This window comes from Cupriavidus sp. SW-Y-13 (genome assembly GCF_009793345.1).
Taxonomy (GTDB): domain Bacteria; phylum Pseudomonadota; class Gammaproteobacteria; order Burkholderiales; family Burkholderiaceae; genus Cupriavidus.
This window is the reverse complement of the sequence record NZ_WHLX01000001.1, coordinates 109,212-135,440: the sequence shown is the minus strand read 5'-3', so window position 1 is coordinate 135,440 and position 26,229 is coordinate 109,212. Positions and strand designations below refer to the sequence as shown.

27 protein-coding genes are annotated in these 26,229 nt (G+C 65.1%); 12 read left to right on the top strand and 15 right to left on the bottom strand.

Features of this window, described 5'->3' with window-relative positions; all coding sequences use genetic code 11:
- Positions 1-29 precede the first annotated feature (29 nt).
- Positions 30-1,835, bottom strand: a complete 1,806-nt coding sequence (argS, locus tag GA566_RS00605) for an arginine--tRNA ligase (protein WP_160471172.1) — start codon at positions 1,833-1,835, stop codon at positions 30-32.
- A gap of 179 nt (positions 1,836-2,014) precedes the next feature.
- Between argS and GA566_RS00600 the strand changes: the two genes are divergently transcribed.
- Positions 2,015-2,335 carry a DUF1840 domain-containing protein gene (locus GA566_RS00600; protein ID WP_137923609.1) on the top strand — a complete coding sequence of 107 codons (321 nt, stop codon included), beginning with the start codon at positions 2,015-2,017 and terminating at the stop codon, positions 2,333-2,335.
- A 260-nt stretch (positions 2,336-2,595) separates the two neighbouring features.
- Here the strand turns inward: GA566_RS00600 and GA566_RS00595 are convergent, their stop codons facing one another.
- Together GA566_RS00595 and GA566_RS00590 are read right to left on the bottom strand one after the other, a co-directional pair.
- Positions 2,596-3,015: a YqjD family protein gene (locus tag GA566_RS00595; RefSeq protein WP_137923610.1), complete on the bottom strand. Its 420-nt coding sequence runs from the start codon at positions 3,013-3,015 to the stop codon at positions 2,596-2,598.
- Positions 3,016-3,100: 85 nt separating this feature from the next.
- A complete protein-coding gene (locus GA566_RS00590; RefSeq protein ID WP_084003954.1) occupies positions 3,101-3,265 on the bottom strand; it encodes a DUF1328 domain-containing protein in 165 nt (54 codons plus the stop codon).
- A gap of 281 nt (positions 3,266-3,546) precedes the next feature.
- On the opposite strand from GA566_RS00590, the gene GA566_RS00585 reads away from it, so the two are divergent.
- Positions 3,547-4,938, top strand: a complete 1,392-nt coding sequence (locus GA566_RS00585; RefSeq protein ID WP_160471170.1) for a CHASE3 domain-containing protein — start codon at positions 3,547-3,549, stop codon at positions 4,936-4,938.
- A 186-nt stretch (positions 4,939-5,124) separates the two neighbouring features.
- Here GA566_RS00585 and GA566_RS00580 read toward each other — a convergent pair whose 3' ends face one another.
- From GA566_RS00580 to GA566_RS00560, 5 genes are all read right to left on the bottom strand, one after another.
- The gene (locus tag GA566_RS00580) at positions 5,125-5,532 is read right to left on the bottom strand and encodes a response regulator (protein WP_137923612.1); all 408 of its coding nucleotides are present in this window, start codon (positions 5,530-5,532) and stop codon (positions 5,125-5,127) included.
- Positions 5,533-5,596: 64 nt separating this feature from the next.
- Positions 5,597-6,229, bottom strand: a complete 633-nt coding sequence (locus tag GA566_RS00575) for a response regulator transcription factor (RefSeq protein ID WP_137923613.1) — start codon at positions 6,227-6,229, stop codon at positions 5,597-5,599.
- A gap of 267 nt (positions 6,230-6,496) precedes the next feature.
- On the bottom strand, positions 6,497-6,895 hold the full coding sequence (locus tag GA566_RS00570) for a hypothetical protein (RefSeq protein WP_137923614.1): 399 nt from the start codon (positions 6,893-6,895) through the stop codon (positions 6,497-6,499).
- A gap of 328 nt (positions 6,896-7,223) precedes the next feature.
- Positions 7,224-9,971 carry a methionine synthase gene (gene metH, locus GA566_RS00565; RefSeq protein WP_160471167.1) on the bottom strand — a complete coding sequence of 916 codons (2,748 nt, stop codon included), beginning with the start codon at positions 9,969-9,971 and terminating at the stop codon, positions 7,224-7,226.
- 34 nt (positions 9,972-10,005) lie between these two features.
- Positions 10,006-11,073, bottom strand: a complete 1,068-nt coding sequence (locus GA566_RS00560) for a homocysteine S-methyltransferase family protein (protein ID WP_137923616.1) — start codon at positions 11,071-11,073, stop codon at positions 10,006-10,008.
- A 213-nt stretch (positions 11,074-11,286) separates the two neighbouring features.
- Between GA566_RS00560 and GA566_RS00555 the strand changes: the two genes are divergently transcribed.
- Positions 11,287-11,679 (top strand): rhodanese-like domain-containing protein, encoded by a 393-nt coding sequence (locus tag GA566_RS00555; protein ID WP_137923617.1) that lies wholly within the window; start codon positions 11,287-11,289, stop codon positions 11,677-11,679.
- A 79-nt stretch (positions 11,680-11,758) separates the two neighbouring features.
- On the opposite strand, the gene GA566_RS00550 is transcribed toward GA566_RS00555, so the two are convergent.
- From GA566_RS00550 to GA566_RS00535, 4 genes are all read right to left on the bottom strand, one after another.
- Complete coding sequence (locus tag GA566_RS00550; protein WP_137923618.1) at positions 11,759-12,016, bottom strand: DUF3567 domain-containing protein; 258 nt, start codon at positions 12,014-12,016, stop codon at positions 11,759-11,761.
- Positions 12,017-12,254: 238 nt separating this feature from the next.
- The gene (locus GA566_RS00545) at positions 12,255-13,085 is read right to left on the bottom strand and encodes an alpha/beta fold hydrolase (protein ID WP_160471165.1); all 831 of its coding nucleotides are present in this window, start codon (positions 13,083-13,085) and stop codon (positions 12,255-12,257) included.
- Positions 13,086-13,128: 43 nt separating this feature from the next.
- A complete protein-coding gene (locus GA566_RS00540) occupies positions 13,129-14,220 on the bottom strand; it encodes a DUF3108 domain-containing protein (protein ID WP_370459251.1) in 1,092 nt (363 codons plus the stop codon).
- A complete protein-coding gene (locus GA566_RS00535) occupies positions 14,177-15,040 on the bottom strand; it encodes an IclR family transcriptional regulator (RefSeq protein ID WP_160471163.1) in 864 nt (287 codons plus the stop codon). The genes GA566_RS00540 and GA566_RS00535 overlap by 44 nt, the downstream gene beginning before the upstream one ends.
- Before the next feature lie 145 nt (positions 15,041-15,185).
- Between GA566_RS00535 and GA566_RS00530 the strand changes: the two genes are divergently transcribed.
- The 5 genes from GA566_RS00530 (at position 15,186) to rfaE2 (ending at position 19,613) form a co-directional block, all read left to right on the top strand.
- Positions 15,186-16,166 carry a fumarylacetoacetate hydrolase family protein gene (locus GA566_RS00530; RefSeq protein WP_160471161.1) on the top strand — a complete coding sequence of 327 codons (981 nt, stop codon included), beginning with the start codon at positions 15,186-15,188 and terminating at the stop codon, positions 16,164-16,166.
- Between the two features lie 145 nt (positions 16,167-16,311).
- Positions 16,312-17,136 (top strand): enoyl-CoA hydratase/isomerase family protein, encoded by an 825-nt coding sequence (locus GA566_RS00525; RefSeq protein ID WP_137923622.1) that lies wholly within the window; start codon positions 16,312-16,314, stop codon positions 17,134-17,136.
- Between the two features lie 51 nt (positions 17,137-17,187).
- Positions 17,188-18,000 carry a PhaM family polyhydroxyalkanoate granule multifunctional regulatory protein gene (locus tag GA566_RS00520; protein ID WP_137923623.1) on the top strand — a complete coding sequence of 271 codons (813 nt, stop codon included), beginning with the start codon at positions 17,188-17,190 and terminating at the stop codon, positions 17,998-18,000.
- A 186-nt stretch (positions 18,001-18,186) separates the two neighbouring features.
- A complete protein-coding gene (locus GA566_RS00515) occupies positions 18,187-19,032 on the top strand; it encodes a ferritin-like domain-containing protein (RefSeq protein ID WP_137923624.1) in 846 nt (281 codons plus the stop codon).
- 89 nt (positions 19,033-19,121) lie between these two features.
- The gene (gene rfaE2 / locus GA566_RS00510) at positions 19,122-19,613 is read left to right on the top strand and encodes a D-glycero-beta-D-manno-heptose 1-phosphate adenylyltransferase (RefSeq protein ID WP_137923625.1); all 492 of its coding nucleotides are present in this window, start codon (positions 19,122-19,124) and stop codon (positions 19,611-19,613) included.
- Positions 19,614-19,853: 240 nt separating this feature from the next.
- On the opposite strand, the gene GA566_RS00505 is transcribed toward rfaE2, so the two are convergent.
- The 3 genes from GA566_RS00505 to GA566_RS00495 are packed head-to-tail and all read right to left on the bottom strand — an operon-like array spanning position 19,854 to position 22,399.
- Complete coding sequence (locus GA566_RS00505; RefSeq protein WP_160471159.1) at positions 19,854-20,630, bottom strand: SPOR domain-containing protein; 777 nt, start codon at positions 20,628-20,630, stop codon at positions 19,854-19,856.
- A gap of 45 nt (positions 20,631-20,675) precedes the next feature.
- Positions 20,676-21,524 (bottom strand): type III pantothenate kinase, encoded by an 849-nt coding sequence (locus GA566_RS00500; protein WP_160471157.1) that lies wholly within the window; start codon positions 21,522-21,524, stop codon positions 20,676-20,678.
- Positions 21,521-22,399, bottom strand: coding sequence for a biotin--[acetyl-CoA-carboxylase] ligase (locus GA566_RS00495; RefSeq protein WP_160471155.1), 879 nt, complete (start codon positions 22,397-22,399; stop codon positions 21,521-21,523). Before GA566_RS00495 ends, GA566_RS00500 begins: the two co-directional genes overlap by 4 nt.
- A gap of 138 nt (positions 22,400-22,537) precedes the next feature.
- Here GA566_RS00495 and GA566_RS00490 point away from each other — a divergent pair, with 138 nt between their 5' ends.
- Genes GA566_RS00490 through GA566_RS00475 form a run of 4 tightly spaced genes read left to right on the top strand, consistent with a single transcriptional unit; the run spans position 22,538 to position 26,215 of the window.
- A complete protein-coding gene (locus GA566_RS00490) occupies positions 22,538-23,668 on the top strand; it encodes an ABC transporter permease (protein ID WP_160471153.1) in 1,131 nt (376 codons plus the stop codon).
- Positions 23,669-23,676: 8 nt separating this feature from the next.
- Positions 23,677-24,516 carry an ABC transporter ATP-binding protein gene (locus tag GA566_RS00485; protein ID WP_137923670.1) on the top strand — a complete coding sequence of 280 codons (840 nt, stop codon included), beginning with the start codon at positions 23,677-23,679 and terminating at the stop codon, positions 24,514-24,516.
- Entirely contained in the window at positions 24,516-25,457 is a 942-nt protein-coding gene (locus GA566_RS00480; protein ID WP_171020316.1) for an MlaD family protein, read from the top strand. Before GA566_RS00485 ends, GA566_RS00480 begins: the two co-directional genes overlap by 1 nt.
- A gap of 44 nt (positions 25,458-25,501) precedes the next feature.
- Entirely contained in the window at positions 25,502-26,215 is a 714-nt protein-coding gene (locus GA566_RS00475) for an ABC-type transport auxiliary lipoprotein family protein (protein ID WP_237379994.1), read from the top strand.
- The last annotated feature ends 14 nt before the right edge of the window (positions 26,216-26,229 follow it).

Below are 26,229 nucleotides of genomic sequence, written 5' to 3'. Positions count from 1 at the left end.
CGGGGATTATAGAGCCACCTGCACCGGGTTCAGGCTGCCTGTTCCCGATCCATCCGTTGCGGCGCGGACACACCGATCACGGCCAGACCGTTCCTGAGCACCTGACGCGTTGCGGCCAGCAGCGCCAGGCGGGCCCGCTTGACCGTCTCGTCGTCCACGAGCACGCGGTCCGCGTTGTAGAACGCGTGGAAATCCCCAGCCAGATCGCGCAGGTAGAACGCCACGGCATGCGGCGCCAGTTCGCCAGCGGCGGCGGCCAGCATGTCGGGGAACTCCGCCAGACGACGGCCCAGCGCAATGGCCTGCGGGCTGACATCGGCAGCGGTCACGGCCGCCAGGTCCACGCTGGCCAGCTCGGGCAGGCGCGTCTGCCAGTCGGCACCGCCCCATGCCTCGAAGATCGAGCAAATGCGCGCGTGGGCGTACTGCACGTAATACACCGGGTTCTCGTCGTTCTGCTTGAGCGCCAGGTCCACGTCGAACACGAATTCGGTATCGGCCTTGCGCGACAGCAGGAAGAAGCGCACCGCATCGCGGCCCCGCGTGAAGTGCGCAGGCCAGTCGGCCACGGCGCCTTCCAGGCAGCCGCGAATCGTCTCGCTGCCGCCGTTGCTCCATTCGATCAGGTCTCGCACGGTCACGTAGGAACCGGCGCGCTTGGAGATCTTGACCTCCTCGCCGTCCTTCATCACGGTGACCATCTTGTGCAGCACGTAGTCGGGGTAGCCCTGCGGAATGCCGATGTCCAGGCCCTGCAGGCCGGCGCGCACACGGGCAATGGTGCCGTGGTGGTCGCTGCCCTGCACGTTGATGACCTTGGCGAAGCCGCGCTCCCACTTGGTGGTGTGGTACGCCACGTCGGGCACGAAGTACGTGTACGTGCCGTCCGTCTTCTTCATGACGCGATCCTTGTCGTCGCCATCGTCCGTGGTGCGCAGCCACAGCGCGCCTTCGTTCTCGTACGTCTTGCCCTTGGCCACCAGCGACTGCACGGCCGATTCCACGCGGCCATCGCTGTACAGCGACGACTCCAGGTAATAGCGGTCGAACTTCACGCCGAACGCCTGCAGGTCGATGTCCTGCTCGTTGCGCAGATAGGTGACCGCGAACTTGCGGATCGACTCGATATCCTCGATGTTGCCCGATGCCGTGACCGGCTCGCCATCAGAAGCGGCCACGGTCTTGCCAGCCAGGAAGTCGGCAGCGATCTCGGCGATGTAGTCGCCGTTGTAGGCAGACACGGGCCAGCCTGCGTCACCCGGCTTCATGCCGCGCGCCCGTGCCTGGACGGAGATGGCCAGCGTCTGGATCTGCACGCCGGCGTCGTTGTAGTAGAACTCGCGATGGACCTTCCAGCCCTGCCAGTCCAGCAGGTTGGCCAGCGCGTCGCCCAGCGCGGCCTGTCGGCCGTGGCCAACGTGCAGCGGGCCGGTCGGGTTGGCCGAGACGAACTCCACCAGCACCTGGCCATGCTCGCCGGCGGCCCGGGCACCGTAGCGGTCGCCATCGGCCAGCACGGCGCGCAGCACCTCGGCGCGGGCGGCCGGGGTCAGGCGTAGGTTGATGAAGCCGGGACCGGCGATTTCCAGCGCGGCCACCAGCACCGAGGCACGCGGATCGGCGTTGACCGCGTCCACCACCTTCTGCGCCAGTTCGCGCGGGTTGGTCTTCAGCGCCTTGGCCACCTGCATGGCGATATTGCACGCCAGGTCGCCGTGGGCGGCTGCCTTGGGGCGCTCGAACGTGACCGCGGGCAGGTTGACGTCGGCCGGGGCCAGCGCACGCACGGCGTCAGTGAACGCGGCGGCGAGTTGTGAGGTCTGAACAGGCAGCATGGATATCTTGGCCTCGAAGGCGGAAGCTGCCGGTTGCGGGCCACGGCCAAGTGAAGGCCGCGCCGCCCAACCGACATTGCAAATCGGGAAACGCGGAATTTTATCAGGTGCTATGCTGACATCATGCGACTGGTCGGGCGCCTGGGGCGCGCGACCCCCCACTCGTGAAAGGAAACATCATGCTGATCACCTTCAAATCCCACGCGGCGCAGGACCTGATCATGATGAAGGACCTTGCCGTCACGCTGCTTGGCATCATCGGCAAGCACCTGGGCGAGCGCGGGGTGATCACGTCCGAGGAGATGCCGGCGGCCATCCGCAAGCTCGAAGCCGCCGTCCTGGACGCGAAGCGGACCCACCCGGCCGATACCACCGTTCACCCCGGCGAACAGGATGACAAGGAAGAGGAACCGCTGCATCTTGGCCAGCGGGCCTACCCATTCCTGGACATGCTGCGCCTCTCGCAGAAGGAAGGCACCGACGTGTTGTGGGGCGTCTGAGCCGCCTTCGCATTCGTTGCTCCCTGCTGCATGACCGTTTCACTGGCGGCCACGCGCCGCCAGCCTTGCTGCATCCGCAGAAAGGCTTCTGAAAGATTTGTCCCTCGCCTTCCCCTGCGCACGAAAAAAAAACCCGGACACCGTGAGGTGCCCGGGCATCCCGGATCAGGGATTTATCCGGAAAGGGGGTTGCTGCAAGGTTGAAGGAAGCAAGACCTCCTTCGAATACGCATGACGTGGCCGTCGGATTGCTCCAGACGCTATTCGTCCGAACGGCGGCCCGCCAACATCAATCCGATACACGCGCCCACCAGGGCGGCAATACCGATGGCCTTCATCGGCGATTCGGCCACGCGCTGGCGGCCGTGATCCACGGCCACGCTGGCCTGGTCTCGCGCCCAGTGCATGCCGTCCAGGCTGCGTTCGCGCATACGCTCGGCCATCTCGTTGGCGCGCATGCGCAGGCGGCGGCCAGCGGCCAGCCCCTCGGCCGACCCCTCGTGCGCCAGCACGTCGATGGTTTGCTGGAGCTGGGCGATCAGCGCCTTGACTTCATCCGATGCGGGCGTCATGGCGTCGCGGCTATCGCGGGCGGAATGCTTGATCTGGCGAACAGCCGCATCGGCGCTGTCGTGCAGATGGTTGATTTCCTTACGGACCTTCGGATTTTGCGTGAGCATGTATGGACTCCTGTTTTCCGGTTCGGGATCTTTCAGCATGGCGCCCGTCGAGAGACCCGGCGGGCTTAGCCGAGACCTGTCGCGCTTACCGTCGGCGCACCAGGCCCATTACAAACGTCACCAGGGCCACCACCAGGAAGATGAAGAACAGGATCTTGGCAATCTCCACTGCGCCGGCTGCAATGCCACCGAAGCCGAAGATCGCCGCCACCAGGGCGACAATGAAAAAGACGAGTGCGTAATACAGCATGGCCGGTCTCCCGAGGTTAGCGGGCGCCCCGGTATGCCGGTTTGCCCGGCTTGCGCCACGGTGCGCAAGCTCATAGCCTCATGCTAGGGGCCGGCCCTTTGACCGCACACCGAAACCTGACCGATTCAGATGTCAGCCGAGTCCTACACCGCGCCGCGCGCCGCGCCGGATGCGGCGCCGGGCGCGCACCGGTACGATTGACCCCGCTGAAACGATGTGATTCCATGGCCGCCCGTGTGCCCTGCTTGTCGATGGGCGGCGCCTCAACCGGTACTCTCCCGATGGCCAAGCATTCCCTCCTTCTCCGTAATTCCCTGTTGCTGGCCGGGGGCATCGTGCTGACCCTGGCGGTGCTGATCGCATCGGAAACCGGCAACCTGCGCCTGCGCCAGGGCTATACGGAGGCCATCCGCTCCCAGCAATTGCAAAGTGATCTTGGCGCGCTGGCCGCCGAACTCGTCAATGCAGAGGCCGGGCAGCGCGGCTACCTGCTGACCGGAAAGGAGAGCTATCTCGATCCGTACTACAAGGCACTGCCGCACATCACCGACCTGATGGCGCGCATCCGCCAGCATTACGCCGATGACCCCGAGGGGCTGCGGCTATTCGGCGAGACTTCGCAGTTCGTGACGCGCAAGCTCAACGAGATGGCACTGACGCTGGTCTACGGCAAGCGCGACGTGGACGTGGCGCTCGACATGATCCGCACCGACTTCGGCAAGCAGACCATGGAAAGCGCGCGGCGCGGACTGGAACAACTGCAGGTGCGCGAGTCCGGCACGGTCACGCACAACCTGGAAGCTGCCGAGCATGACCTGCAGTTGTCGCGTTACGGCATCGGCCTGCTGACCGCCATCAACATCCTGCTGCTTGTCACGGTGGGGCTGGGACACCAGCGCCGCATGACGATGGCCGAGGCGGCCCGCACCCAGCTCGAAGAAGAAAGCGCACGGCTCGACCGCAAGGTGCGCGCACGCACGCGGCAACTCTCTGCACTGGCCGCTCACTTGCAACGCGTAACCGAAGACGAGAAGACACGGCTGGCGCGCGAGTTGCACGACGAACTTGGCGCGATCCTCACAGCCATCAAGCTCGACCTGCACTGGGTCAAGATGCGCGTGCAGGCCACCCACCCCGAAGCGCGCGACAAGATCACACGCGTGATGCAGCATGCCGACCAGGCCATCCAGATCAAGCGGCGTCTGATCGAGGATTTGCGGCCCACGGTGTTGCTGAACCTTGGGCTGCGCGAAGCCATCGTCCAGTTGGTGGAAGACGTTGGCGCCCGGAATCAGTGGGAGACCGAACTGGTGCTGCCCGAGTCGCTGCCCCAGTTGCGCGACAACGCCGCTATCGCGATGTACCGCATCGTCCAGGAATCGCTCAACAACGCCAGCAAGTACGCGGAAGCCACGCATGTGTCCGTAATCCTGGCCTGCACCGACCAGCAGATCACGCTGACCATCCGCGACGATGGCCACGGCCTGCCGCCTGACTTCGACGTCACCACCACCGCCGGCCATCACGGTCTGCTCGGCATGGAGCAGCGCGTGCTGGCACTGGGGGGCACGATGCATGTGGATTCCTCGCCGGAACAGGGCGTGACGATTCGGGCAGAGGTGCCGTTGACGACCGCGGTGCTGGCACCGCCTGAGGAGGCGGCGGAGGTTTGAGGGATTGATGCGGAGAGGGAGAGGTTCTTGTATTTGCTCCCCTCTCCCGCTTGCGGGAGAGGGGCGGGGGAGAGGGCCGGCAGTTCAAATTGCTATGTGGTCGGCAAGCAGAACCTCATGCCCTCTCCCCCAACCCCTCTCCCGCTCGCGGGAGAGGGGAGCCAACACCGAGAGGGGATCAAGCAATCACCCCGCCGACATCGCATATTCCTCGATCACCCGGAACACCTGCTCCAGTTCCAGCGATTTGTCGAAGAAATAATCCGCACCGGCATCGGCGCACTGGCGCCGGTACATGGATACCTGGGCGTGGTTCGTGTAGACGATGCGGATGCCGGACATGCTGGCTTTCTGCATTTCGCGCAGGACATTGATGCCGTTGCCCTGACGCAGTTGCAGATCGACGATCACCACGTCGTAGTTGCCGCGCGCGGCCAGCCCCACGGCCATGCTCTCCGTATCGGCCCAGTCCACCTCCTTCACAAACGGAAAGGCGGTGAGATATTCCAGCAGCATGCCCCGCAACACCTCCGAGTCCTCGATCAGGAGGACTCGCAGCGAGCGAGGGGAAGAGGCCGTGGCTTGCTCCGGCATGGCTGTTGGAACGGGGCTGGAGGTGGTTATGCGATAGAAGTCCGACGTGAGCTGCGGTGGATACCTATTCGACCAGGCCGTTCTTGATGGCGTAGTAGGTCAGGTCGGCGTTGGTCTTCATACCCATTTTCTCCAGGATGCGCGAGCGGTAGGTGCTCACCGTCTTCACGCTCAGGAACAGTTCATCGGCGATCACCGAGACGGATTGGCCGCGCGAGAGTTTGCAGAAGATCTGAAACTCGCGCTCGGACAGCGTCTGGTGCACGGGTTGTTCGGTTGGCTTGTCGAGTCCGCCGATCAGCAGGTCTGCCACGACGGGGCTGACATAACGGCGGCCCTGCGCCACGGTGCGGATGGCCTTGACGAGATCGTCCGGCGCGGATTCTTTCGTCAGATAGCCCGACGCGCCCGCACGGATCAGGTTGATCGCGTACTGGTCTTCCGGATAGGTGGACAGGATCAGCACCGGCAGGTTAGGCAGGCGCTGGCGGATCAGCTTGAGTACATCAATGCCGTTGCGATCCGGCATGGAGATATCGAGTACGAGCACGTCGAACTCGCTATCCCGCAACTGCGCCATCACTTCATCGCCGCTCGCGGCTTCGCCCGTCACCTTGATGTCGGGCTCCTCTGAAATGAACTGGCGCAGACCGGCGCGCACGATCTCATGATCGTCGGCGATCAAGACGCGAATCATCGGGTGTCTCCACGGTGAGGGGTACGGCCAGCCTGCCGAAGCACGAACCGGGCCGGTTTCCTGCATTGTAGTGCTGGCGCCGCGCGGAAGATGTCGGTGTCAGGCTGACATGGGCGGGGAGATCCGCGCTGGGGAAATGCTGCACTGCGGCGCACAAAACGACAACGGGCGCCATCACGGCGCCCGTCTTCTCTTCATTGTTCCCGACCCCGGCAGATGGCGGTCTGGAGGGGCCCGCCGTCTGCCGGTTGTCAATGGAACAGAGGATTACTGGATCTTGGTGCCGCCATCGGCACCGGCCGAAGCACCCAGCGCGCTGCTTTCGGCGCCGTCCTTCTTCGACTTCGACTTGCTGGCGTGGCTGCCCTTGGTCTTCGTCGTCTTGTCAGCCTTGTGAGCCTTGTCCGCCTTGCCACCCTTGTCGGCATGCGACGCCGGGTCGGCTGCGCTCGGGCTGGCCGGCGTTACGGCACCGGTTGCCGCACCGCCAGCATTGACACCGGCGTTCGCGCCAGCGCCCAGGCTGCCCGACGGAGAAGCCGGCGTAGTGGCCGTTATGCCGCCACCGGCTTGCGTACCGGCGGTGACGCCAGTCCCTTGCGCCATCGCCAGCGACGAGGCAGCAGCAATCGACAGGGCAGACAGCGAGATCAGCAGCTTCTTCATGGATGAGACTCCTTGACTGGTATGCACCGCAAGCGAAACATTCGCTGCGGCATTCACGCGGTGTCACGTGAACTGGGTTCCAGTCTAGGGAGCACGACCATGCCGGTCTGTGAGCACTTGTAATGCCCTGTAAGCAGTGGTGAAGACATTGCGGACATGAACGACGATCATCGCGCCGGCATCGCCAGATAACGTCCGCATCGGGAATCCCTTACGCATCAACGTTACCCGCGCGGCGACCACGCAACAAAAAGCCGGGAGGCCGCTGATATGCGGCGTCCCGGCTCTCGCAATGCATTGCAACTGCTTACAGCTGCGACTTCGCCGCTTACAGGTTCGGCGCCAGCGCACGCTCCAGCGTCAGGCGATCCTCGCCACGGCGGGCCACCATATCGTCGAGCTGGTCCTGCCCGATCTTGCCCACACTGAAGTACGTCGAGTCCGGATGCGACAGGTAGAAACCGCTGACCGATGCCGCCGGCGTCATTGCCAGCCCTTCGGTAATGCCCATGCCGATATCCGCTGCATCGAGATACTCGAACATCGGCGCCTTGACCGTGTGTTCCGGGCAGGCCGGATAGCCCGGCGCCGGACGGATGCCGCGATACGTTTCGTCGATCAACTGCTCGTTGCTCAGCGACTCCGCCGCGTCGTAACCCCACAAGTCCTTGCGCACGCGCTCGTGCAGGCATTCGGCAAACGCCTCGGCCAGACGGTCGGCCAGCGACTTGAGCATGATCGCGCTGTAGTCGTCGTGATCGGCTTCGAACTGCGCTTCCTTCTTGTCCACGCCGATACCGGCCGTCACCGCGAACACGCCGATGTAGTCGGCCACGCCGCTCGACTTCGGCGCAACGAAATCCGCCAGGCAGCGGTTCGGACGCTTCACACCATCCACTACGGGACGCTCGCTCTGCTGGCGCAGGTTGTGCCACGTCATGGCGACCTGCGTGCGCGACTCGTCCGTGTAGATCTCGATATCGTCGTCGTTGACGGTATTCGCCGGCAGCAGCGCGATCACACCATTGGCCGACAGCCAGCGGCCCTGGATCAACCGGGCCAACATGCTCTTGCCATCGGAGAAGACGCGGCGCGCCGATTCGCCAACGATCTCGTCGTTGAGGATGTCGGGGAATTTGCCAGCCAGATCCCAGGTCTGGAAGAACGGGCCCCAGTCGATGTACTTGGCGAGTTCGGACAGATCGTAGTTGCGGAACACGCGGCGGCCGATAAACTTCGGCTTCGGCGGCACATAGGTGCGCCAGTCGATCGGCGTCTTGTTCGCACGCGCCTCGGCCAGCGTCACCATCGGCGTGGCCTTCTTGTTGGCATGCTGCGTGCGGATGCGGTCGTAGTCGGTCTTCAACTCGTCCAGGTACTTCGCGGCGCCTTCATCGGAGAGCAGGCTCGACGCCACGCTCACCGAGCGCGAGGCATCGGGCACGTACACCACCGGACCGTCATAGTTCGGCGCGATCTTGACTGCCGTGTGCACGCGCGAGGTCGTAGCGCCGCCAATCAGCAGCGGAATCTTCTTGATGCGGAAGTAGTCGTCGCGCTGCATCTCGGACGCCACGTACGCCATTTCTTCCAGCGACGGCGTGATCAGCCCCGACAGGCCCACGATGTCTGCGCCCTCGACCTTGGCACGCGCCAGGATCTCGTTGCACGGGACCATCACGCCCATGTTGACCACTTCGTAGTTGTTGCACTGGAGCACCACCGAGACGATGTTCTTGCCGATGTCGTGCACGTCGCCCTTCACCGTCGCAATCACGATCTTGCCGCGTGCGCGCACATCGCCGCCAGCCTCGGCCAGCAGGCGCTTCTCTTCTTCGATGTACGGCAGCAGATGCGCCACGGCCTGCTTCATCACGCGCGCGCTCTTGACCACCTGCGGCAGGAACATCTTGCCCGCGCCGAACAGGTCGCCCACCACGTTCATGCCGTCCATCAGCGGGCCTTCGATCACCTCGATCGGACGACCGCCGCGCGCCGCCACTTCCTGGCGCACTTCCTCGGTATCTTCCACGATGAACGTGGTGATGCCATGCACCAGCGCGTGCGTCAGACGCTGCGACACCGGCACCGGCTGCTCCGGCGTGCCGCGCCAGGCCAGGTTCTCTTCCTTCTTCTGGCCGCCGCCCTTGAACTTGTCGGCAATCTCCAGCAGACGATCGGTGGCATCGTCGCGACGATTCAGCACCACGTCTTCCACGCGCTCGCGCAGTTCCGGATCGAGCTGGTCATACACGCCGAGCTGGCCGGCGTTGACGATGCCCATGTCCATGCCCGCCGCAATGGCGTGGTACAGGAACACGGTGTGAATCGCCTCGCGCACCATGTCGTTGCCGCGGAACGAGAACGACACGTTCGACACGCCGCCGCTCACCTTGGCATACGGCAGGTTCTGCTTGATCCAGCGCGTGGCCTCGATGAAGTCCACCGCGTAGTTGTTGTGTTCCTCGATACCGGTCGCCACCGCGAAGATGTTCGGATCGAAGATGATGTCCTCGGGCGGGAAGCCCACTTCGTTCACGAGGAAGTCATAGCTGCGCTTGCAGATCTCGGTCTTGCGCGCGAACGTGTCGGCCTGCCCCTTCTCGTCGAAGGCCATCACCACGCTGGCCGCACCATAGCGGCGAATCATCGTGGCGTGGTGGCGGAACTGTTCCTCGCCCTCCTTGAGCGAGATCGAGTTCACCACGGCCTTGCCCTGCACGCACTGCAGACCCGCTTCGATCACGTCCCACTTCGACGAGTCGATCATGATCGGCACGCGCGCGATGTCCGGCTCCGACGCAATCAGATTCAGAAAGCGCACCATCGCCGCCTTCGAATCGAGCATTGCCTCGTCCATGTTGATGTCGATGATCTGCGCGCCGTTCTCGACCTGCTGGCGCGCCACAGCCAGCGCCTCGTCGAACTGGCCGTTCAAGATCATCCGCGCGAATGCCTTGGAACCGGTGACGTTGGTCCGCTCGCCAACGTTGACGAACAGCGTGTCGTCATCGATCGTGAACGGCTCCAGGCCGGACAGGCGCATCGGACGCGGGGGCAGGTGTTGCTGGCTCATGATTCTTTTCTCTATGCTCGGTGCGTGCGATGTGTCAGGCGGCGGCGTCTTCGGCCACGTTGTCGGAATAGTTCGCCCACGCGCGCGGGGCCTTGTTGGCTACGCGCTTGGCGATGGCCGCGATGTGGTCCGGCGTGGTGCCGCAGCAGCCGCCCACCAGGTTCACCAGGCCCGAGGCTGCGAATTCCTCCACCAGCGCCGAGGTGACTTCCGGCGTTTCGTCGAAGCCGGTATCGCTCATCGGATTGGGCAGGCCCGCGTTCGGATAGCACGACACGGCGGCGTCGCAGATCTTGGCCAGCTCGGCCACGTACGGGCGCATCAGCGTGGCACCCAGCGCGCAGTTCAGGCCGAAGGTGACCGGACGCGCATGGCGCAGGCTGTTCCAGAACGCTTCCACGGTCTGGCCGGACAGGATGCGGCCAGAGGCATCGGTCACAGTGCCCGAGATCATCACGGGCACGCGCTCGCCGGTGTCCTCGAACAGTTGGTCGATGGCAAACAGTGCAGCCTTGGCGTTGAGCGTGTCGAAGATCGTCTCGACCAGGAACACATCGGCGCCGCCTTCGAGCAGGGCCTTGCCTTGCTCGTAGTACGAGTGGCGCAGTTCCTCGAACGAGACATTGCGCGCGCCGGGATCGTTGACGTCCGGGCTGATGCTGGCCGTCTTGGGCGTCGGGCCGAACGCGCCGGCCACGAAGCGCGGCTTCTCGGGCGTGCTGTACTTGTCGCAGGCGATGCGCGCGAGGCGGGCGGCCTCGACGTTCATCTCGTACGCCAGGTCCGCCATCTTGTAGTCTTCCTGCGCCACGCGCGTAGCCCCGAACGTGTTGGTCTCGATCAGGTCGGCACCGGCAGCCAGGTATTGCTCGTGGATTTCGCTGATGACCTCGGGACGCGTCAGCAGCAGCAGTTCGTTGTTGCCCTTGACGTCGATGGGGTGGTCCAGGAAACGCGTGCCGCGATACTCGGCTTCGCCAAGCTTGTAGCGCTGGATCATCGTGCCCATGGCGCCGTCGAGGATCAGGATCCGTTCACGGAGCAGCTTGGGAAGGCTGGCGGCCCGGGTATAGGGGCGGGGGGCAGGTTGGACGGCGCTCATCTGGGGCTTCACTGGAATGTCACCATCGGTCCACGGTATGACGGACCGCCGGCGCAAAATTTGGGCAAGATCGCGATTTTATCAGGTAGATCAAGGTATTGCGGCCGGCAGGAAAGGGGCTTTCCAAGGCTTTTTCGCCGGTTGTCAGGTCCGGCCTGCACGCCTACACTGAGAGACGCTTACGCCACGAACCCCGGTATTCCCGTCAACGCCATGCAACACCTGACCCCCAGCGATGCCCGCACGCTGCTCGATGCCGAGCCCGATGGGCTGTTCATCGACTGTCGCAGCGAGATGGAGTACCTGTTCGTCGGCCATCCGCAAGGTGCGCATAACGTCCCCTGGAATGATGGCCCCGACTGGGAGGTCAATCCGCACTTTGTGCAGGCGGTAAAAAAGCTGGCCGGCCATGCCTCGGCGCGTCCGGTGATCCTGATCTGCCGCAGCGGCAACCGCTCGGCAGCGGCGGCGCGGGCGCTGGAAGGCGCCGGATTCACCACGGTCTATAACGTGTTGCACGGCTTCGAAGGGGACCTCGATCCGCACCGGCATCGTAATACCGTCAACGGCTGGCGCCATGACGGCCTGCCGTGGGAACAATACTGAACGCCTTGCCCGAACCAAAAGAAAACGCCCGCTGATGCGGGCGTTATCGTGTCCGGATCGTGCGTTGCCAGTCGGTGACTCAATGCATGACAAGGGGGTTGTTCATGACAATGTCGAACTTGCCGAGGAATTCGTCCACTTCCTCGACCGATGGCTCGCTCTCGATCAGACGCGTCACGTCGGCGCGGAAGGTCTCGGCCATATGGCCGCCGAGAAAAATTTCGCGTTTCAGGTTCTTGTCGACGATTTCGTAGCCGCCCGAGGCAAGGGTCGCATGCTCGACATCTGCGCCAAACTCGACAATGCAATAGTTGTCGCTGTTGTAGATCATTTGCATCGCACTACCTCCTGGCGTATGGTTGGCGCCCTGTTCCTGGCCGGAACCGACGCGATTTCCTCTCCAAGCTGAGGGTAGCCGTCCTTAATTCAAGTCGGACGCGCCTCGTGCAGCTGCTTGTCCCTGGTTGTTGCTTGTTGCTTGTTGCCCTTTTGCTGCCCTCTTACATTGGGCATCGGCGCGTGAAGCAAGTTTCTTGAGCACCGGGCACTACTGTGTTGCGAACTACACGGTTGCGTTACGGAATATCACACTGTCCGCCACATGCAGCGTGGCCGAGGAACACGTCGAACGCGGCATGGAACCGTTCCGGCTGTTCGATAAACGACAGGTGCGCAGCGTCGGGAAGCACCTCCAGCTTCGCACCAGGAATTTTTTCGGCAATGGATTGGGCCATCGACACCGGCGCACCCTCATCCTTGTCGCCCACAACCACCAGCGTCGGGCAACGAATCCGCCGGATGGCCTCGGCCAGATCGAATGCCAGGATGGCCTGCGCCACCCCCACAAACCCTTGCACCGGCGTGGCGCGAATCATCTGCGCAATCCGTTCGACTGCCTCGGGATGACCGTCGCGATAGGGCTGCGTCATCCAGCGTTCGAGCGTGCCTTCCTGCAAACCCTTCATGCCATGCGCCTCTGCCTGGCCAATCCGGTTGGCCCACATCGGATGCGCTGTCATGGGAGTATGGTCGATCGTGTCCACCAGGGTGAGCGATAACAGCCGCTCGGCGTGGCGAACACCCAACGTCTGCCCCACCATCCCGCCTACCGATACCCCACAGAAATGCGCCTGGCCGATATCGAGCGCATCCATCACTGCAATGACATCATCCGCCAGACGGGTCATCGTGTAGGCGCCCACGGGGGCATCGCTGCCGCCATGACCCCGCATGTCGATGCGCAACACGCGATAGCGCGAGGCCAGATGGCGGGCAGTGTCGTCCCACAGTGTCAGGTTCGCAGCCAGCGCGTGGGCCAGTACGACCCACGGGCCCTCGCGGCCGTCGACCCGAACCTGAAGTCCGACATCTCCCGCCTGGATGCGCTGCGACCCTGTGTCAGACATATGGCAATCCCTGTGTTGTCCAGCGTTGTCACGGCGCTCACTATCACCGTCCCTCACTACTACGATAGACGAGATCAATTTGTGTGCCATCGGGTTCCGTCTGACGCAACCGCGCTGGCATCCAGTCCAATGACGGCGCCAGCCAGATTTCCACGCGACGGCGATCTCCCGGGTGGCGTGGCAGCCGCATGAAGTGGCGCGTGCGCACCATGCCCGTGCCGATATCGATATTCTCCTCACCCACGTACTGAACCTGCATCGGCTCCACTTCCGTGGTGTCCGCCACATTGAACGTCTCCGTGACACCCGGTGTGGCATAGCGCTGCGGGTCGCCGCGCGCCCATCCAACCAGTTGCAGGAACACGCTGAACCGGTCCTGGAAGTTGGTCGGCATCGGCACCTGGCCGCCACGCGTTTCAAACACCACCGTACTTGCGGCGTGATCGAAGCGGGCCACCGCCTGCTTGTTGCGGCGGGCCTCCTGGTATCGCGTGGGCTGCAGGCCGCGTGCGGTCATGTCACCGCTGCTTTCAAACGCGAAGCGGAACCACAGCACGCGCGTTTCCACCGCCAGCCGGTAGTGCCGGCCATCCTGCTCCCATCGGATGGTGCCGTCGGGGTTTTGCACGCCATTGACGAAACTCGCGTAACGCATGGTCACCGAAGGTGGCGGCGCATAGTTCGGCCCAGGCACGGCGGGCGCTTCCGTAGGCGCGCTGGCCTTGGCACCCGCGTTGGCATTGGCGGCATCGCCCGTGCCGCCGGCTCCGGCATTGGCGGTGGTATCACCGCTCGTCGAGGTAGCAAGCGCAGGCGCTGCCGGTTCTGGGGCGGATTCGGTTTCAGGAACGGGCGTTTGAGCAGCCTGTGCCGGACGCACTTTGGGCGGTGGCCGGGGCCGTGGCGGCGCAGGCGGTGCCGGAGGGGGAATCAGGATCGCCTCAAGCGCAGGCGTATCCGGCAGCGGCGGCAGCGTGGTCAACGGTATGTGGTTCAGGCCGAGCAGCACCAGCGCATGCGCGATCGCCACCAGTACGAGCACCACCAGCCAGCGACGGATACGCCGATAGCGGGGCGAACGCGAAGAATGCCTACGAGGGTTGGCCGTCCTGTCCGGCCGGTTGGCTGTCGCCAAGGTAACCGAGCTCCGAAGAGATCTGCCGCGCGATGTCGCGCACACGCCGATCCACCGCACCGCCCCATTCTGCATCGAATACGCTCTGCGCGCCGAGCACGATGAGCGCCATCGACAAATGGCCATTGGCATCGAACACTGGCGTGGAGATGGCATTGATGCCCGGCAGCACGCCGCCCCGCGTGCGCGCCGCGCCGCGCTGGCGGACATCGGCGCAGATGGCGTCGTATGCGGCGAGCGATGCGGGCATGTCAGGCAGTGCGGCATCGCTGCGCGTCGAGAGTTCGCGCTCGATCAGCGGCAGTGTCTGACGCCGTGACAGATACGCGCCATACAACCGCCCCGTGGCCGAATTCAGCATCGGCATCACATCGCCCAGCCGCAGACTCACGCTGACTGGATGGCTCGATTCCTCCCAATGCACGATGGTGGGACCATGATTGCCCCACACGGCGATGCCGGCAGTCTGGTCGATCTCGTCGCGCAGTTGCGACAGCACCGGCCGCGCGCGGCGCACCGGATCGAGCCGGTTCAGACCCGCCAGCCCGAGTTGCAGCGCGAAGGGTCCGAGGTCATAGCGCTGGCTGACGGCATCCTGCGTCACGGCCCCCAGCCGCTGGAAGCTGACCAGGTATCGGTGCGCCTTGGCCGGATTCATGTCGGCGGCGGCGGCCAGGTCGCGCAGCATCATCGCGCGGGGCGAGGCCGCCAGTGCCTGTAGCAGCCGGAAGCCGACTTCGATCGACTGGATGCCAGCACGCTTGTCGTCGTCGCTGGATGAGGTGTCGCCGGGGGTGTCGTGGTCGTCCACAACCGTCATGCGTGCTCGCTAAAGGGAAATTGGAGAAATTGGAAAAGTGCTGTCGGCCATTCTATACAAGCCGGCCCGTCGCGGATTCACAACCCCGGTCCGGTAGACTACCGCCCATCCATTTCGCCCAACGTTCGCAAACGTTCGATTCCGCATGAAACTCGCCACATTGAAGGACGGTTCGCGCGACGGCCAGCTCGTCGTTGTCTCGCGCGACCTGAAGACCGCGCACTACGCCACCGATATCGCCGGCAAGATGCAAACCGCGCTCGACGACTGGCAGTTCTACGCGCCGCAACTGCAGGATCTCTACGATGCACTGAACGCAGGCCGCGCGCGCCATCCGTTCCCGTTCGAGCCCAAGCACTGCATGGCGCCGCTGCCGCGCGCCTATCAATGGGCCGACGGCTCGGCCTACGTGAACCATGTGGAACTGGTGCGCAAGGCACGGGGCGCCGAGATGCCGCCCGAATTCTGGACCGATCCGCTGATGTACCAGGGCGGCTCGGACGACTTCATCGGCCCGCACGACGACATCGTCTGCGCCAATGAAGCCTTCGGCATCGACTTCGAAGCCGAAGTGGCCGTCATCACCGGCGACGTGCGCATGGGCGCCACGCCCGAACAGGCTGGCGAGGCCATCCGCCTTGTCATGCTGGCCAACGATGTATCGCTGCGCAACCTGATTCCCGCCGAACTGGGCAAGGGCTTCGGCTTCTTCCAGAGCAAGCCGGCCACGGCCTTCTCGCCCGTGGCCGTCACGCCCGACGAACTGGGCGATGCGTGGCAGAACCGCAAGGTCCATCGCCCGATGACGGTCCACTGGAACAGCAAGAAGGTGGGCACGCCCGACTGCGGCACCGACATGGTGTTCGACTTCGGCCAGTTGATCGCCCATATCTGCAAGACGCGCAACGTGCGCGCGGGCAGCATCGTCGGCTCGGGCACGATCTCGAACGTGGACCGCAAGAAGGGCTACGCCTGCATCGCCGAGAAACGGACCATCGAGACCATCGAGAATGGCAAGCCGGAGACGGAGTTCATGAAGTTTGGCGATTCCGTGCGCATCGAGATGCTCGACACCGATGGCAAGTCGATCTTCGGCGCCATCGACCAGGAAGTGGTGGCCCGGTAAGCGCAGCCATCGCATCGGGACCGGGTGCAAACCCGGCTTGCCCCACCCCGTACCGATCCGCCTATAATTCCCCGACCGCTTGGTCGGGGAATTTTTTTGCCCGGCCGGGCCGTCCCCGACACAAAAGACAGAGAGCCCGCCGACTATGACCTCCGAAGACCAGACACTGTCCCCCCGCCTGTCGCGTTATCAGGCGCTCACGCTGCGCCGCCACGGCCCGGTGCTCGAAGTCATCATGGGCGCGGCACAGTCGTCCAACCGCAAGCTGGCCACGGCGGATGCCAACATGCACCGCGAACTGGCCGAGATCTGGCGCGACATCTCCGCCGATCCCGATATCCGCGTCGCCATCATCCGGGGCGAAGGCAAGGGCTTCTCGGCGGGCGGCGACCTGGCGCTGGTGGAAGACATGGCCAATGATTTCGAGACCCGCACCCGGGTCTGGCACGAGGCGCGCGACCTCGTCTACAACGTCATCAACTGCGACAAGCCCATCGTCTCCGCCATGCACGGCCCGGCCGTGGGCGCGGGTCTGGTGGCCGGGCTGCTGGCCGATATCTCGATTGCGTCGAAGACCGCGCGCATCGTCGATGGACACACGCGGCTGGGCGTGGCAGCGGGCGATCATGCGGCCATCGTGTGGCCGCTGCTGTGCGGAATGGCCAAGGCCAAGTACTATCTGATGCTGTGCGAGTCGGTCAGCGGCGAGGAAGCCGAGCGGATTGGCCTGGTATCGCTGGCAGTGGAAGAGGACGAACTGGTTGCCAAGGCATTCGAGGTGGCCAACCGGCTCGCGGCGGGTTCGCAATCCGCCATCCGCTGGACCAAGTACGCGCTCAACAACTGGCTGCGCATGGCCGGTCCCGCGTTCGATACCTCGCTGGCGCTTGAATTCATGGGCTTCGCTGGCCCCGACGTACACGAAGGCATGGCGAGCCTGCGCGAGAAGCGGCCGCCCCAGTTCCGGTAACCGGCCGTCCTCTCCCTAGTCGGACGGCCCCGACAGATGGAGTGCCGCACCATGTTCGGACAGATCCCCGATTTCTCGAATAGCTTCGACCTGCTGCGCAGGATGTGGTCCAGCGGCAGCGGCATGCCCAGCGGCCTGATGCCTGGCCTGAGCGCAATGACGCCGCCGATGGACCTCGACGAAGTCGACAAGCGCATCCACGACCTCAAGGCCGTGGAAAGCTGGCTCCAGCTCAACACCAACCTTCTGCGTACCACGATCCAGGGCCTCGAAGTCCAGCGCGCCACGCTCGTAGCGCTGCAGACTTTCGGCAACGCCCTGTCTCCCGAGAAGATGCAGAGCGCGATGGAGAACGTGGCCCGCGCGGCCAACGCCCCGAGCGCACATCCAGCCCATCACGCCAACCCGTTCGAGACGCCGCGCACGGTGTCCGAGGCACAGGCCGATGCCGAGAACGACGTCCCTGACGAGGAAGAAGCCGACTCGCCGCCCGAGTCTGCCGCCGAAACCGGGGACGCCGCTGCGTCCGACAGCGGCAACGCGCAACTGCCGCCCAATGCCGCGCTGTGGTGGGACCTGCTGCAGCGCCAGTTCGCACAGATCGCCAGCAGCGCGGCGGCGGCCAGCGCCGCGCCGTTCGGCGGGGGCATGTCGGGGATGCCCGGAATGCCCGGGATGCCAGGATTTGGCGGCATGGCCGCGGGGGCTGACGGCGCCGAGCCGGCCAGTCAGGCGCCCTCGACGGCCGCGCCAAAACCCACTGCACGGAAAGCCACCGCGAAAAAGCCTGCTGCAAAGAAGCCTGCAGCCAAGGCGCCCAAAAAGGCAGCCGCCCCAAAAACGGCCCCCGACGAGGCCAAGTGATGCATGCCGGGCGTGGCCAACGCCCGGCCTCCCCCCTCGCGGGAAGTGTCGTAGTCGCACCACTTTCGGGCGCCCTGTCAGGCGCACCGATAAAAATCCATCAGCGTTTGCTGAAAGACACTAGAGAAAACATTCGAGAATGATTCCTGTCTGGTAGAATCCGCCAGTGATTTCAAAGGCTTAGGCATGCTCTACCCCGAACTCTTCAAATCGTTGGAAGCGGTCCGCTGGCACATGGACAAGGACATCCCGTGGGATTCCTTCGACGCGAGCCTGCTCACCGACGACCAGGCGAAGACCATCCGCATGAACGCAATCACCGAATGGTCGGCCCTGCCCGCCACGGAAATGTTCCTGCGCGACAACCGCGACGATTCCGATTTTTCGGCGTTCATGAGCATCTGGTTCTTCGAGGAACAGAAGCATTCGCTGGTGCTGATGGAATATCTGCGCCGCTTCCGTCCGGACCTGGTCCCGACCGAGGAAGAACTGCACGCCGTGCGCTTCGAGTTCGATCCGGCCCCGCCGCTGGAAACGCTGATGCTGCATTTCTGCGGCGAGATCCGCCTGAACCACTGGTACCGCCGCGCTGCCGAATGGCACTCGGAACCGGTGATCAAGCATATCTACCGCACGCTGTCGCAGGATGAAGCCCGCCATGGCGGCGCCTACCTGCGCTACATGAAGAAGTACCTGGCCCAGTTCGGCGATACCGCCCGTGCCGCGTTCGCCAAGATCGGTGTCCTGATGGCTTCGGCTCGCCGCACCGAGAAGCCGCTGCACCCGACCAACCTGCACGTGAACAAGGCCCTGTTCCCGAACGACACGGTGCAGTCGCGCCTGCCGGACCCGGACTGGCTCGAGCACTGGCTCGACGAACAGATCCGCTTCGACGAGGTCTGGGAGAAGAAGGTCATCGAACGGATCCTGCACAACATGTCGCTGCTGTTCGAGCGCACGTTCGATTCCGTCCAGGACCTGAACCGCTACCGCAAGGAACTGAACGCCAACCTGCAGGCCGCCCAAGCCTGAGTTGACGCTTCTCCGCCGCGTGACAAGACCCCATCGGATACGATGGGGTTTTTCATTGGCGCGCCGACTTTTCCGACTCGCTCTCTCCCATGAACGCACCCGCCTACGAATCCAAGCTCGTTCCCGCCGACGACATCGCCGCCCTGCAAGCCGCCGTGGCCGCGCTGCCCCGCCCGCTGGTCTTCACCAACGGCGTGTTCGACATCCTCCATCGCGGCCACGCCACCTACCTGGCGCAGGCCCGCGCGATGGGCGCCAGCCTGGTCCTGGGCGTCAACAGCGACGCGTCGGTGAAGATGCTGGGCAAGGGCGACGACCGCCCGCTCAACAACGAGGCCGACCGCATGGCATTACTTGCCGCACTGGCCGCCGTGGACCTCGTGGCAATGTTCCGCGAGCAGACGCCGGTGGAGTTGATCCGGCTGGTACGCCCGGATATCTACGTGAAGGGCGGCGATTACGATATCGACACGCTGGAGGAAACGCGGCTGGTGCGGAGTTGGGGCGGCGAGGCGTATGCCATCCCATTCCTGCATGACCGGTCGACGACGAAGTTGTTGACGAAGGTGAGGGCTGGCTGAGTTTGCGGTTCTCCCGCACTGTTCTGGCTCCCCTCTCCCCCGCCCCTCTCCCGCAAGCGGGAGAGGGGAGAAAACCGAGGGTCGGTGCGAATGCTGCTGCCGGTATGCTCCCCTCTCCCACGAAGTGGGAGAGGGGTTGGGGGAGAGGGCCGGAGGGTCTGCTTGCCGACCATACGGCAATTTGCACTGCTGCCCCTCTCCCCCGCCCCTCTCCCGCAAGCGGGAGAGGGGAGAAAACCATCAGCCCCGCGCCGCGCCTTCGACGCGCGCCTGCATCCCCCCCTTGCAAGCCTGCATCACCTCCGCCCCATAGCGCTGGCGCACCTCTTCCATCCGCGCGCGCAGCGCTTCGTCCGTGGTTGCCACACGCAGCCATTGGCGCGAAATATTGCGGGGAGCGTCGCTGATCAGCGCCGTGCGGACGCCCTGGCCTCGCAGGGATTCCAGGAATCGATCCGCGCGCTCCCGTTCGCGGAACAGGCCTAGCGATACCGTGAAGGACTCCGCTTCCTCATTGCTGACCACCGAGACATCCGTCACCTTGCGGCGGCGTAGTTCGGCCAGCTTGCGGTCGGCGTTTTCGCGCGTGGCCTGCGCGGGCAGATGCACCCACCAGCGCACCTGTTCGCTGCGTTCGAACTGATCTACCGGCAACGTGCTGCCCGCTGCAATCGCCACCAGATCCTCGCGTGCGTGAGCGACGGACTGCGCCGTGAAGCCGCCCATTTCCATGCAGCTATCCTCGGCCCGCACGGGCGCCGATGTCGATGCCAGCGTGACCTTGCCGGGCGTGGCGCTGCGCGGTGCGGGCGTGGCGGCGGGCGCAGACGCGTCGTCGCGCGGTTGCAGTTCCATCCGTTCGCCGCGCACCTGCTGATCCACACGCTGTGGCTCGCGCGGGCTTTCGAACAACCCTGAGAAGGGCTGCGGACCGAACGCGCCCAGCAAGGCCGCCAGCAGCAAGGCGTTGGCCACCAACAGGGCGATCAGCAGGACGTTCAGACCTTTCCGGGACATGGGGAAGCGCGCAGGTGTTTGTCAGTAGGAGCCAGGGTCGGCCGATCAGGCAGGTTGCGCCATCGCATGCAACCCAAGCAGCACAAGATTATCGTGCATCTCGAACGGCATCGCGAGCGCGCCGGCCACCGCGTGGCGCGCTCCACCCGACAGCAGGCAGCGCACCGGCCCGCGTTCGCCCAACGCGCGCCAGCTGCGCTCGATGGCACCGGCCTGTGCAGCCAGGCAGCCTGCAGCGATGGCATCGTGAGTGTTGTCTGCGCCCAACGCTCGCACCGCGCGCGCGGCGCCCGCACCGGTGTCCAGCACATCGAGTTCGGGCAGTTGCGCCGTGTTGCGCGCCAGCGTGCCCAGCATCAATTCCAGCCCCGGCAGGATCAGCCCACCCTCGAAGCGCGCCCCTTCCGGCGTGGCCGTGACGATATCGAGCGTCGTCGCCGTGCCGGCCGTGACGATCAGCAGCGTCTCCCCGGGCAGCCAGCGATGCGCGCCGATGCTGCCGACCCACCGATCCACGCCAAGCTGCGTGGGCTCGCGATACCCATTGACGAGGTTGCCGTACGCGCTGACCGTGCGTACCCATTGCAGCGGTACATCGCCCGGCACGTCACCGAATGCTTCGGCCAGCAGCGCCTCGACCTCTCCGGCCAGCGTGGCACCGGCCACGTTGGCGATCCAGACAGCCGGTGCCACCCCGGCACCTCGCAGATGACGCCATGTACCCACCAGCGCGGCCCGCTCGGCCGGCACCGCGTGCGATGCCGCACCGGCGTGCTGCCACGGCGTGGGCAGCGCACCCGACGGGGTAGTCTGTGCAAGGGGTGGCGGCTGGCTATCGTCGCACCATGCCCACTTCAACCGTGTGTTGCCGATGTCGATCAGCAGTGCGCTCATGCCGGGGCTCCACGCAGCGAGACTTCGCCGCTGGTGATCGGCTCCAGCCCGTTGGCCGTTTCCAGCAGCAGATGACCTTCGCCATCGACGCCACGCGCCAGCCCCTCGGCCACCACCGTGCCGTCGTGCAGCAGCCGCACCGGCTCGTTGCGGAAAGCGTCGCGCGCAGACCATGCCGGGGCCAGCGCCGCAAAACCTTCGGCCAGAAATACTTCGCGCATCGCCGCCAGCCGGTTCAGCACGGCACCGAGGATGCGCGTGGGATCGCGATGCGGATCGAAAGTCGGCAGCACCTCGGCCACGCCCGACAGGTCGCGACCCAGCGCCGCTTCCATGCGTGCATCGCGTACGAGATTCAGGCCGATGCCGATCACGGCCCACAGGCGCTGCGGCCCCGCAGGCACCGACTCGATCAGGATGCCGGCCAGCTTGCGGCCATCCACCTGCAGGTCGTTCGGCCACTTGAGCCCCACCGCCGTCGCCGCCCCGCAATCCTCCAGCGCCTGCGCCACGGCCAGCCCTACAGCCAGGCTCAGTCCGCTGAGGCGCGCCGGCGCCAGTGCCAGCGGCATCGCTACCGAAAATGTCAATCCAGCCTGCCCTTGCCACGGACGCCCTTGCCGACCGCGACCGGCTGTCTGCCGATACGCCACGCGCACCTGGGCCCGCGCGTCGTCCCAGGTTGCCGAGCGGCATGCCTGCGTCAGGTCGGCATTGGTCGAACCCGTCTCGGCCACGACATCGACCTGCCAGTCTCGCGCCGCGCCACCATCGAGAGTGCGCCGCAAGACGCTTTCATCGATGTGCCACGCCGGCAGCGCGGCAGCATCGTCGGTGAGGGCAGAGATCGGCGTGGAGGTTGAGCGGTCGGGCATGTAGGAAAAATCCGGGTAACGAAACGCGGGCGCGGGGCTGCCGAGATTGTAGCTGTGGCCGTGTCAGAGGATGTCTGGCGGCAACTCGGCGATGGGTAGCATAGAATCGGGACTCAGCCATCACATCATCACCCTCTTTTGGACAGCCCCCCGACGCCCGCCATCGACATCTCGCGCCAGGACGGCGCCTGCAGCGTCAGCCTGCAGGGCGACTGGACCGCGCTCGCGCTTGCCGGCTGCCATGAGGCCAAGGGCCTGCGCGGACAACTGCAGAAGCTTGCCGGCGCACCCGACAACACGCGCTGGTCTCTTGCCGCCGTGACACGGCTCGACCACATCGGTGCGCAACTGATCTGGCAAGCGTGGAACGGCCGCATGCCCGAGCGCGTGGAACTGAACGAGGGCCAGCGCCGCGTGTTCGACCGCATCGCCGGGCTGCGCACCGATGGCTGGAAGAAGACGATGGTCGACCGGTTCAATCCGATCACGCTCTTCGGCGCCGCGCTGATATCGTTCTTCGCGCAACTCGGGGTGGGCATCACGATGCTCGGCCAGCTGACCTTCGACCTGTTCCGCTTCCTGCGTGCGCCGCAGCGTGGTCCGTGGCGCGAGATCTCGGCCAATATCTACAACGTGGGCTACAAGGCGCTGGGCATCACGGCGTTGGTGGGGTTCCTGATCGGCATCGTGCTGTCCTATCTGTCCGCCAACCAGCTGCGGATTTTTGGCGCCAGCACCTTCATCGTCAACATCCTGGGCATGGCCGTGATCCGCGAGCTCGGCCCGGTGCTGGCGGCCATCCTGATCGCGGGGCGCTCGGGCTCGGCCATCACCGCGCAGATCGGCGTGATGCGCGTGACCGAGGAGCTCGATGCGATGCGCGTGATGGGCATCTCGCACGGCTTCCGGCTGATCATGCCGCGCGTGATCGCGCTGGCCATCGCCATGCCGCTGCTGGTAGCGTGGACGGATCTCATGGCCCTGCTCGGTGGCATGACCGCCGCGCGCTTCCAGCTCGGCATCAGCTTTGCCTTCTTCCTGCGCCAGTTGCCCGATGCGGTGCCCGTGGCCAACCTGTGGCTCGGGCTCGGCAAGGGCGTGGCGTTCGGCATGCTGATCGCGCTGACGGCCTGCCACTATGGCCTGCGCATCCGGCCCAACACGCAGAGCCTGGGCGAGGGCACGACGGCATCGGTGGTGACGTCGATCACCGTGGTGATCATCGCCGACGCGATCTTCGCCATCCTCTTCAAGGACGTGGGGCTATGACCGATTCCATGCCACCCGACGTCCAGCGCGGTACGCCACGCGAGAAAATCATCGAGGTGCGCGACCTCGTGAAGCGCTATGGCGACAACGTGGTGCATGACGGCCTGAACCTCGACGTCTATCGTGGCGAAGTCCTGTCGATCGTCGGTGGCTCCGGCACCGGCAAGACCGTGTTGCTGCGGCAGATTGTCGGGCTCGACCGGCCCACCTCCGGCACCATCCGCGTGTTTGGCGAGAACCCGGCCGCGCTGACCGCCGCGCAACTGCAGGCCCTGCGCAACCGCTGGGGATTGCAGTTCCAGCGCGGCGCGCTGTTCTCGGCACTGTCCGTGATCGACAACATCGCGCTGCCGCTGCGTGAATTGCGCGCGTTGCCGGACAACCTGATCTGCCAGGCCTCGCTGCTGAAACTGCAACTCGTGGGACTCTCGGCCAAGGATGCCGACAAGATGCCATCCGATCTTTCGGGCGGCATGATCAAGCGCGTGGCGCTGGCCCGCGCACTGGCACTGGAACCGGAACTCGTTTTCCTGGACGAACCCACTGCCGGCCTGGACCCGATGGCGTCCGACGACTACGTGGACCTGATCCGCGAACTGCGCCGCGAGCTAGGCCTGACCGTGGTCATGATCACGCACGACCTGGACACCCTTGTGGCGCTGTCCGACCGCGTGGCCGTGCTGGCCGACCACAAGGTGCTGGCCGCCGCGCCCATCCCCGAAGTCATCCGGGTCGATCATCCTTTCATTCGTGAATATTTTCTGGGCGACCGCGCCCAGCGCGCGCTGCAGGCGCTGCCCGCCCCGCACGGGTCCGGCAACTCCGCAGCGCCCAGTGGAGACACCTGATGGAAAACAAATCGAACGCCTTTCTTGCCGGCGTGTTCACCATCGGCCTGGCCATCCTGGTGCTGTTCGCGCTGTTCTGGTTCAGTAGTGACCACGCCGTGCGCGTGCCGTACGACCTGATCACGCGTTCCACGGTGAACGGGCTCGGGCCGCAGGCCGATGTGAAGTATCGCGGGCTCGACGTGGGCAAGGTGGTATCCATCAAGTTCGATCCGCAGGTGCCGGGCCAGATCATCGTGCGCATCACCGTCAACCAGGACACGCCGATCACGCGCACCACCTATGCCACGCTCGGCTTTCAGGGTGTCACCGGCATCGCGTACGTGCAACTGGACGATACCGCGCGCGAAGAGGGCGCCAGCACCAACTCGCCGCGCCTGCCCACTTCGGCGCGCGAACCGGCGCGGATCGTGATGCGGCCCGGCTTCTTCGAGGAACTGGAGAAGCGTGGCGACTCGCTGCTGACGCAGACCGAAACGCTGATGGCATCGCTCAACGAGATGTTCCAGACCACCAATCGCGACGAGCTCATGTCGGCGATCAACTCGGTGCACCAGACCGCCGAGGATTACTCGAAACTCGCCAAGTCCCTGCAACCGGCCGTGAACCAGTTGCCCAAAGCCGTGGAAAACCTCAACGCCACGCTGGCCTCCACGCGCCGGCTGGCCGACGACCTGGCCAATCCGAATGGCACGGTGATGTCCACGGTGAATCGCGTAGGCGAGAACATGCAGGGTGCCGCGGATTCCGTGCAGAAGGCCGCCGGCATCTTCACGCAGGAAACGCTGCCGCAACTCAACGGCCTGGCACGCGACGCACGGCAGACCGCGCGCAGCATCGACCGCGCAGCCGGCCAGTTCAACGACCAGCCCAGCAGCGTGCTGTTCGGCGGCCCGTCGCCCACGGCAGGTCCGGGCGAGCCGGGCTTCCAGGCGCCTTGAACCCGAACATGACGCGCACCGAGCGCCCCAGCCGAGATTCCGCCATGAATGCTTCCGCCCTCATCCCTTTCGCGCGCATCGCCACGCTGGCCACGTTGCTGGTGCTCACCGGCTGCGGCGTGCTGCCTCAGTCGCGCAGCACCACCACCTATGACCTCGGCCCGCTGGCCGCCGCGCCATCGCAACCGCCTGCCCGCCTGCCCAAGCTGCGCGTGGCCGAGACCGATGGTCCCACGTGGATGGATGGCCGTGGCATCTACTACCGTCTGCAGTACACGCAGGCGCAGCGATTGCAGTCGTACGCGACGCAGCGCTGGGTCGACGCCCCGACGCGGCTGTTCGACGACCGGCTGCGCGATGCGGTGTCGGGCCGGGGCGAACTGACCTGGTATGGCGACACCAGCGTGCCGGCCATCAAGGTGGACCTGCTGGGTTTCGAACAGGTCTTCGATACGGCCACCAGCAGCCGTGGCGTGGTGCGTGCGCGCGCCACGGTATTCCACAAGAACCTGATCGGGCAGAAGACATTCGTTGCCGAGCAGCAAGCGACGAGCGCCGATGGCGCAGGCGGTGTGAAGGCGCTGGCCGCGAGCAGTGACGCAGTGATCGCCGCCATCCTCGACTGGGCAGCCGCGTTGCCGCTGGAAGCCGCGACGGCCACCGGCCCCGCCGCGTTGCCGCGCGCCAATCCGCCATCGCGCGACAGCGTGCCGATACCGCCCGTGGACACGCCAAAAGCCACGGCGCCGCGCCAATGAGGCGTACAGTGCTT

Coding starts and splice junctions, on each gene's coding strand:
- GA566_RS00515 (WP_137923624.1), top strand. CDS start 18,187: ATGCTCTACCCCGAACTCTTCAAATCGTTGGAAGCGGTCCGCTGGCAC.
- GA566_RS00580 (WP_137923612.1), bottom strand. CDS start 5,532: ATGCCGGAGCAAGCCACGGCCTCTTCCCCTCGCTCGCTGCGAGTCCTC.
- GA566_RS00485 (WP_137923670.1), top strand. CDS start 23,677: ATGCCACCCGACGTCCAGCGCGGTACGCCACGCGAGAAAATCATCGAG.
- GA566_RS00550 (WP_137923618.1), bottom strand. CDS start 12,016: ATGCAAATGATCTACAACAGCGACAACTATTGCATTGTCGAGTTTGGC.
- argS (WP_160471172.1), bottom strand. CDS start 1,835: ATGCTGCCTGTTCAGACCTCACAACTCGCCGCCGCGTTCACTGACGCC.
- GA566_RS00520 (WP_137923623.1), top strand. CDS start 17,188: ATGTTCGGACAGATCCCCGATTTCTCGAATAGCTTCGACCTGCTGCGC.
- GA566_RS00495 (WP_160471155.1), bottom strand. CDS start 22,399: ATGCCCGACCGCTCAACCTCCACGCCGATCTCTGCCCTCACCGACGAT.
- GA566_RS00530 (WP_160471161.1), top strand. CDS start 15,186: ATGAAACTCGCCACATTGAAGGACGGTTCGCGCGACGGCCAGCTCGTC.
- metH (WP_160471167.1), bottom strand. CDS start 9,971: ATGAGCCAGCAACACCTGCCCCCGCGTCCGATGCGCCTGTCCGGCCTG.
- GA566_RS00590 (WP_084003954.1), bottom strand. CDS start 3,265: ATGCTGTATTACGCACTCGTCTTTTTCATTGTCGCCCTGGTGGCGGCG.
- rfaE2 (WP_137923625.1), top strand. CDS start 19,122: ATGAACGCACCCGCCTACGAATCCAAGCTCGTTCCCGCCGACGACATC.
- GA566_RS00500 (WP_160471157.1), bottom strand. CDS start 21,524: ATGAGCGCACTGCTGATCGACATCGGCAACACACGGTTGAAGTGGGCA.
- GA566_RS00505 (WP_160471159.1), bottom strand. CDS start 20,630: ATGTCCCGGAAAGGTCTGAACGTCCTGCTGATCGCCCTGTTGGTGGCC.
- GA566_RS00560 (WP_137923616.1), bottom strand. CDS start 11,073: ATGAGCGCCGTCCAACCTGCCCCCCGCCCCTATACCCGGGCCGCCAGC.
- GA566_RS00555 (WP_137923617.1), top strand. CDS start 11,287: ATGCAACACCTGACCCCCAGCGATGCCCGCACGCTGCTCGATGCCGAG.
- GA566_RS00585 (WP_160471170.1), top strand. CDS start 3,547: ATGGCCAAGCATTCCCTCCTTCTCCGTAATTCCCTGTTGCTGGCCGGG.
- GA566_RS00575 (WP_137923613.1), bottom strand. CDS start 6,229: ATGATTCGCGTCTTGATCGCCGACGATCATGAGATCGTGCGCGCCGGT.
- GA566_RS00545 (WP_160471165.1), bottom strand. CDS start 13,085: ATGTCTGACACAGGGTCGCAGCGCATCCAGGCGGGAGATGTCGGACTT.
- GA566_RS00570 (WP_137923614.1), bottom strand. CDS start 6,895: ATGAAGAAGCTGCTGATCTCGCTGTCTGCCCTGTCGATTGCTGCTGCC.
- GA566_RS00475 (WP_237379994.1), top strand. CDS start 25,502: ATGAATGCTTCCGCCCTCATCCCTTTCGCGCGCATCGCCACGCTGGCC.
- GA566_RS00600 (WP_137923609.1), top strand. CDS start 2,015: ATGCTGATCACCTTCAAATCCCACGCGGCGCAGGACCTGATCATGATG.
- GA566_RS00480 (WP_171020316.1), top strand. CDS start 24,516: ATGGAAAACAAATCGAACGCCTTTCTTGCCGGCGTGTTCACCATCGGC.
- GA566_RS00535 (WP_160471163.1), bottom strand. CDS start 15,040: ATGACGGTTGTGGACGACCACGACACCCCCGGCGACACCTCATCCAGC.
- GA566_RS00595 (WP_137923610.1), bottom strand. CDS start 3,015: ATGCTCACGCAAAATCCGAAGGTCCGTAAGGAAATCAACCATCTGCAC.
- GA566_RS00525 (WP_137923622.1), top strand. CDS start 16,312: ATGACCTCCGAAGACCAGACACTGTCCCCCCGCCTGTCGCGTTATCAG.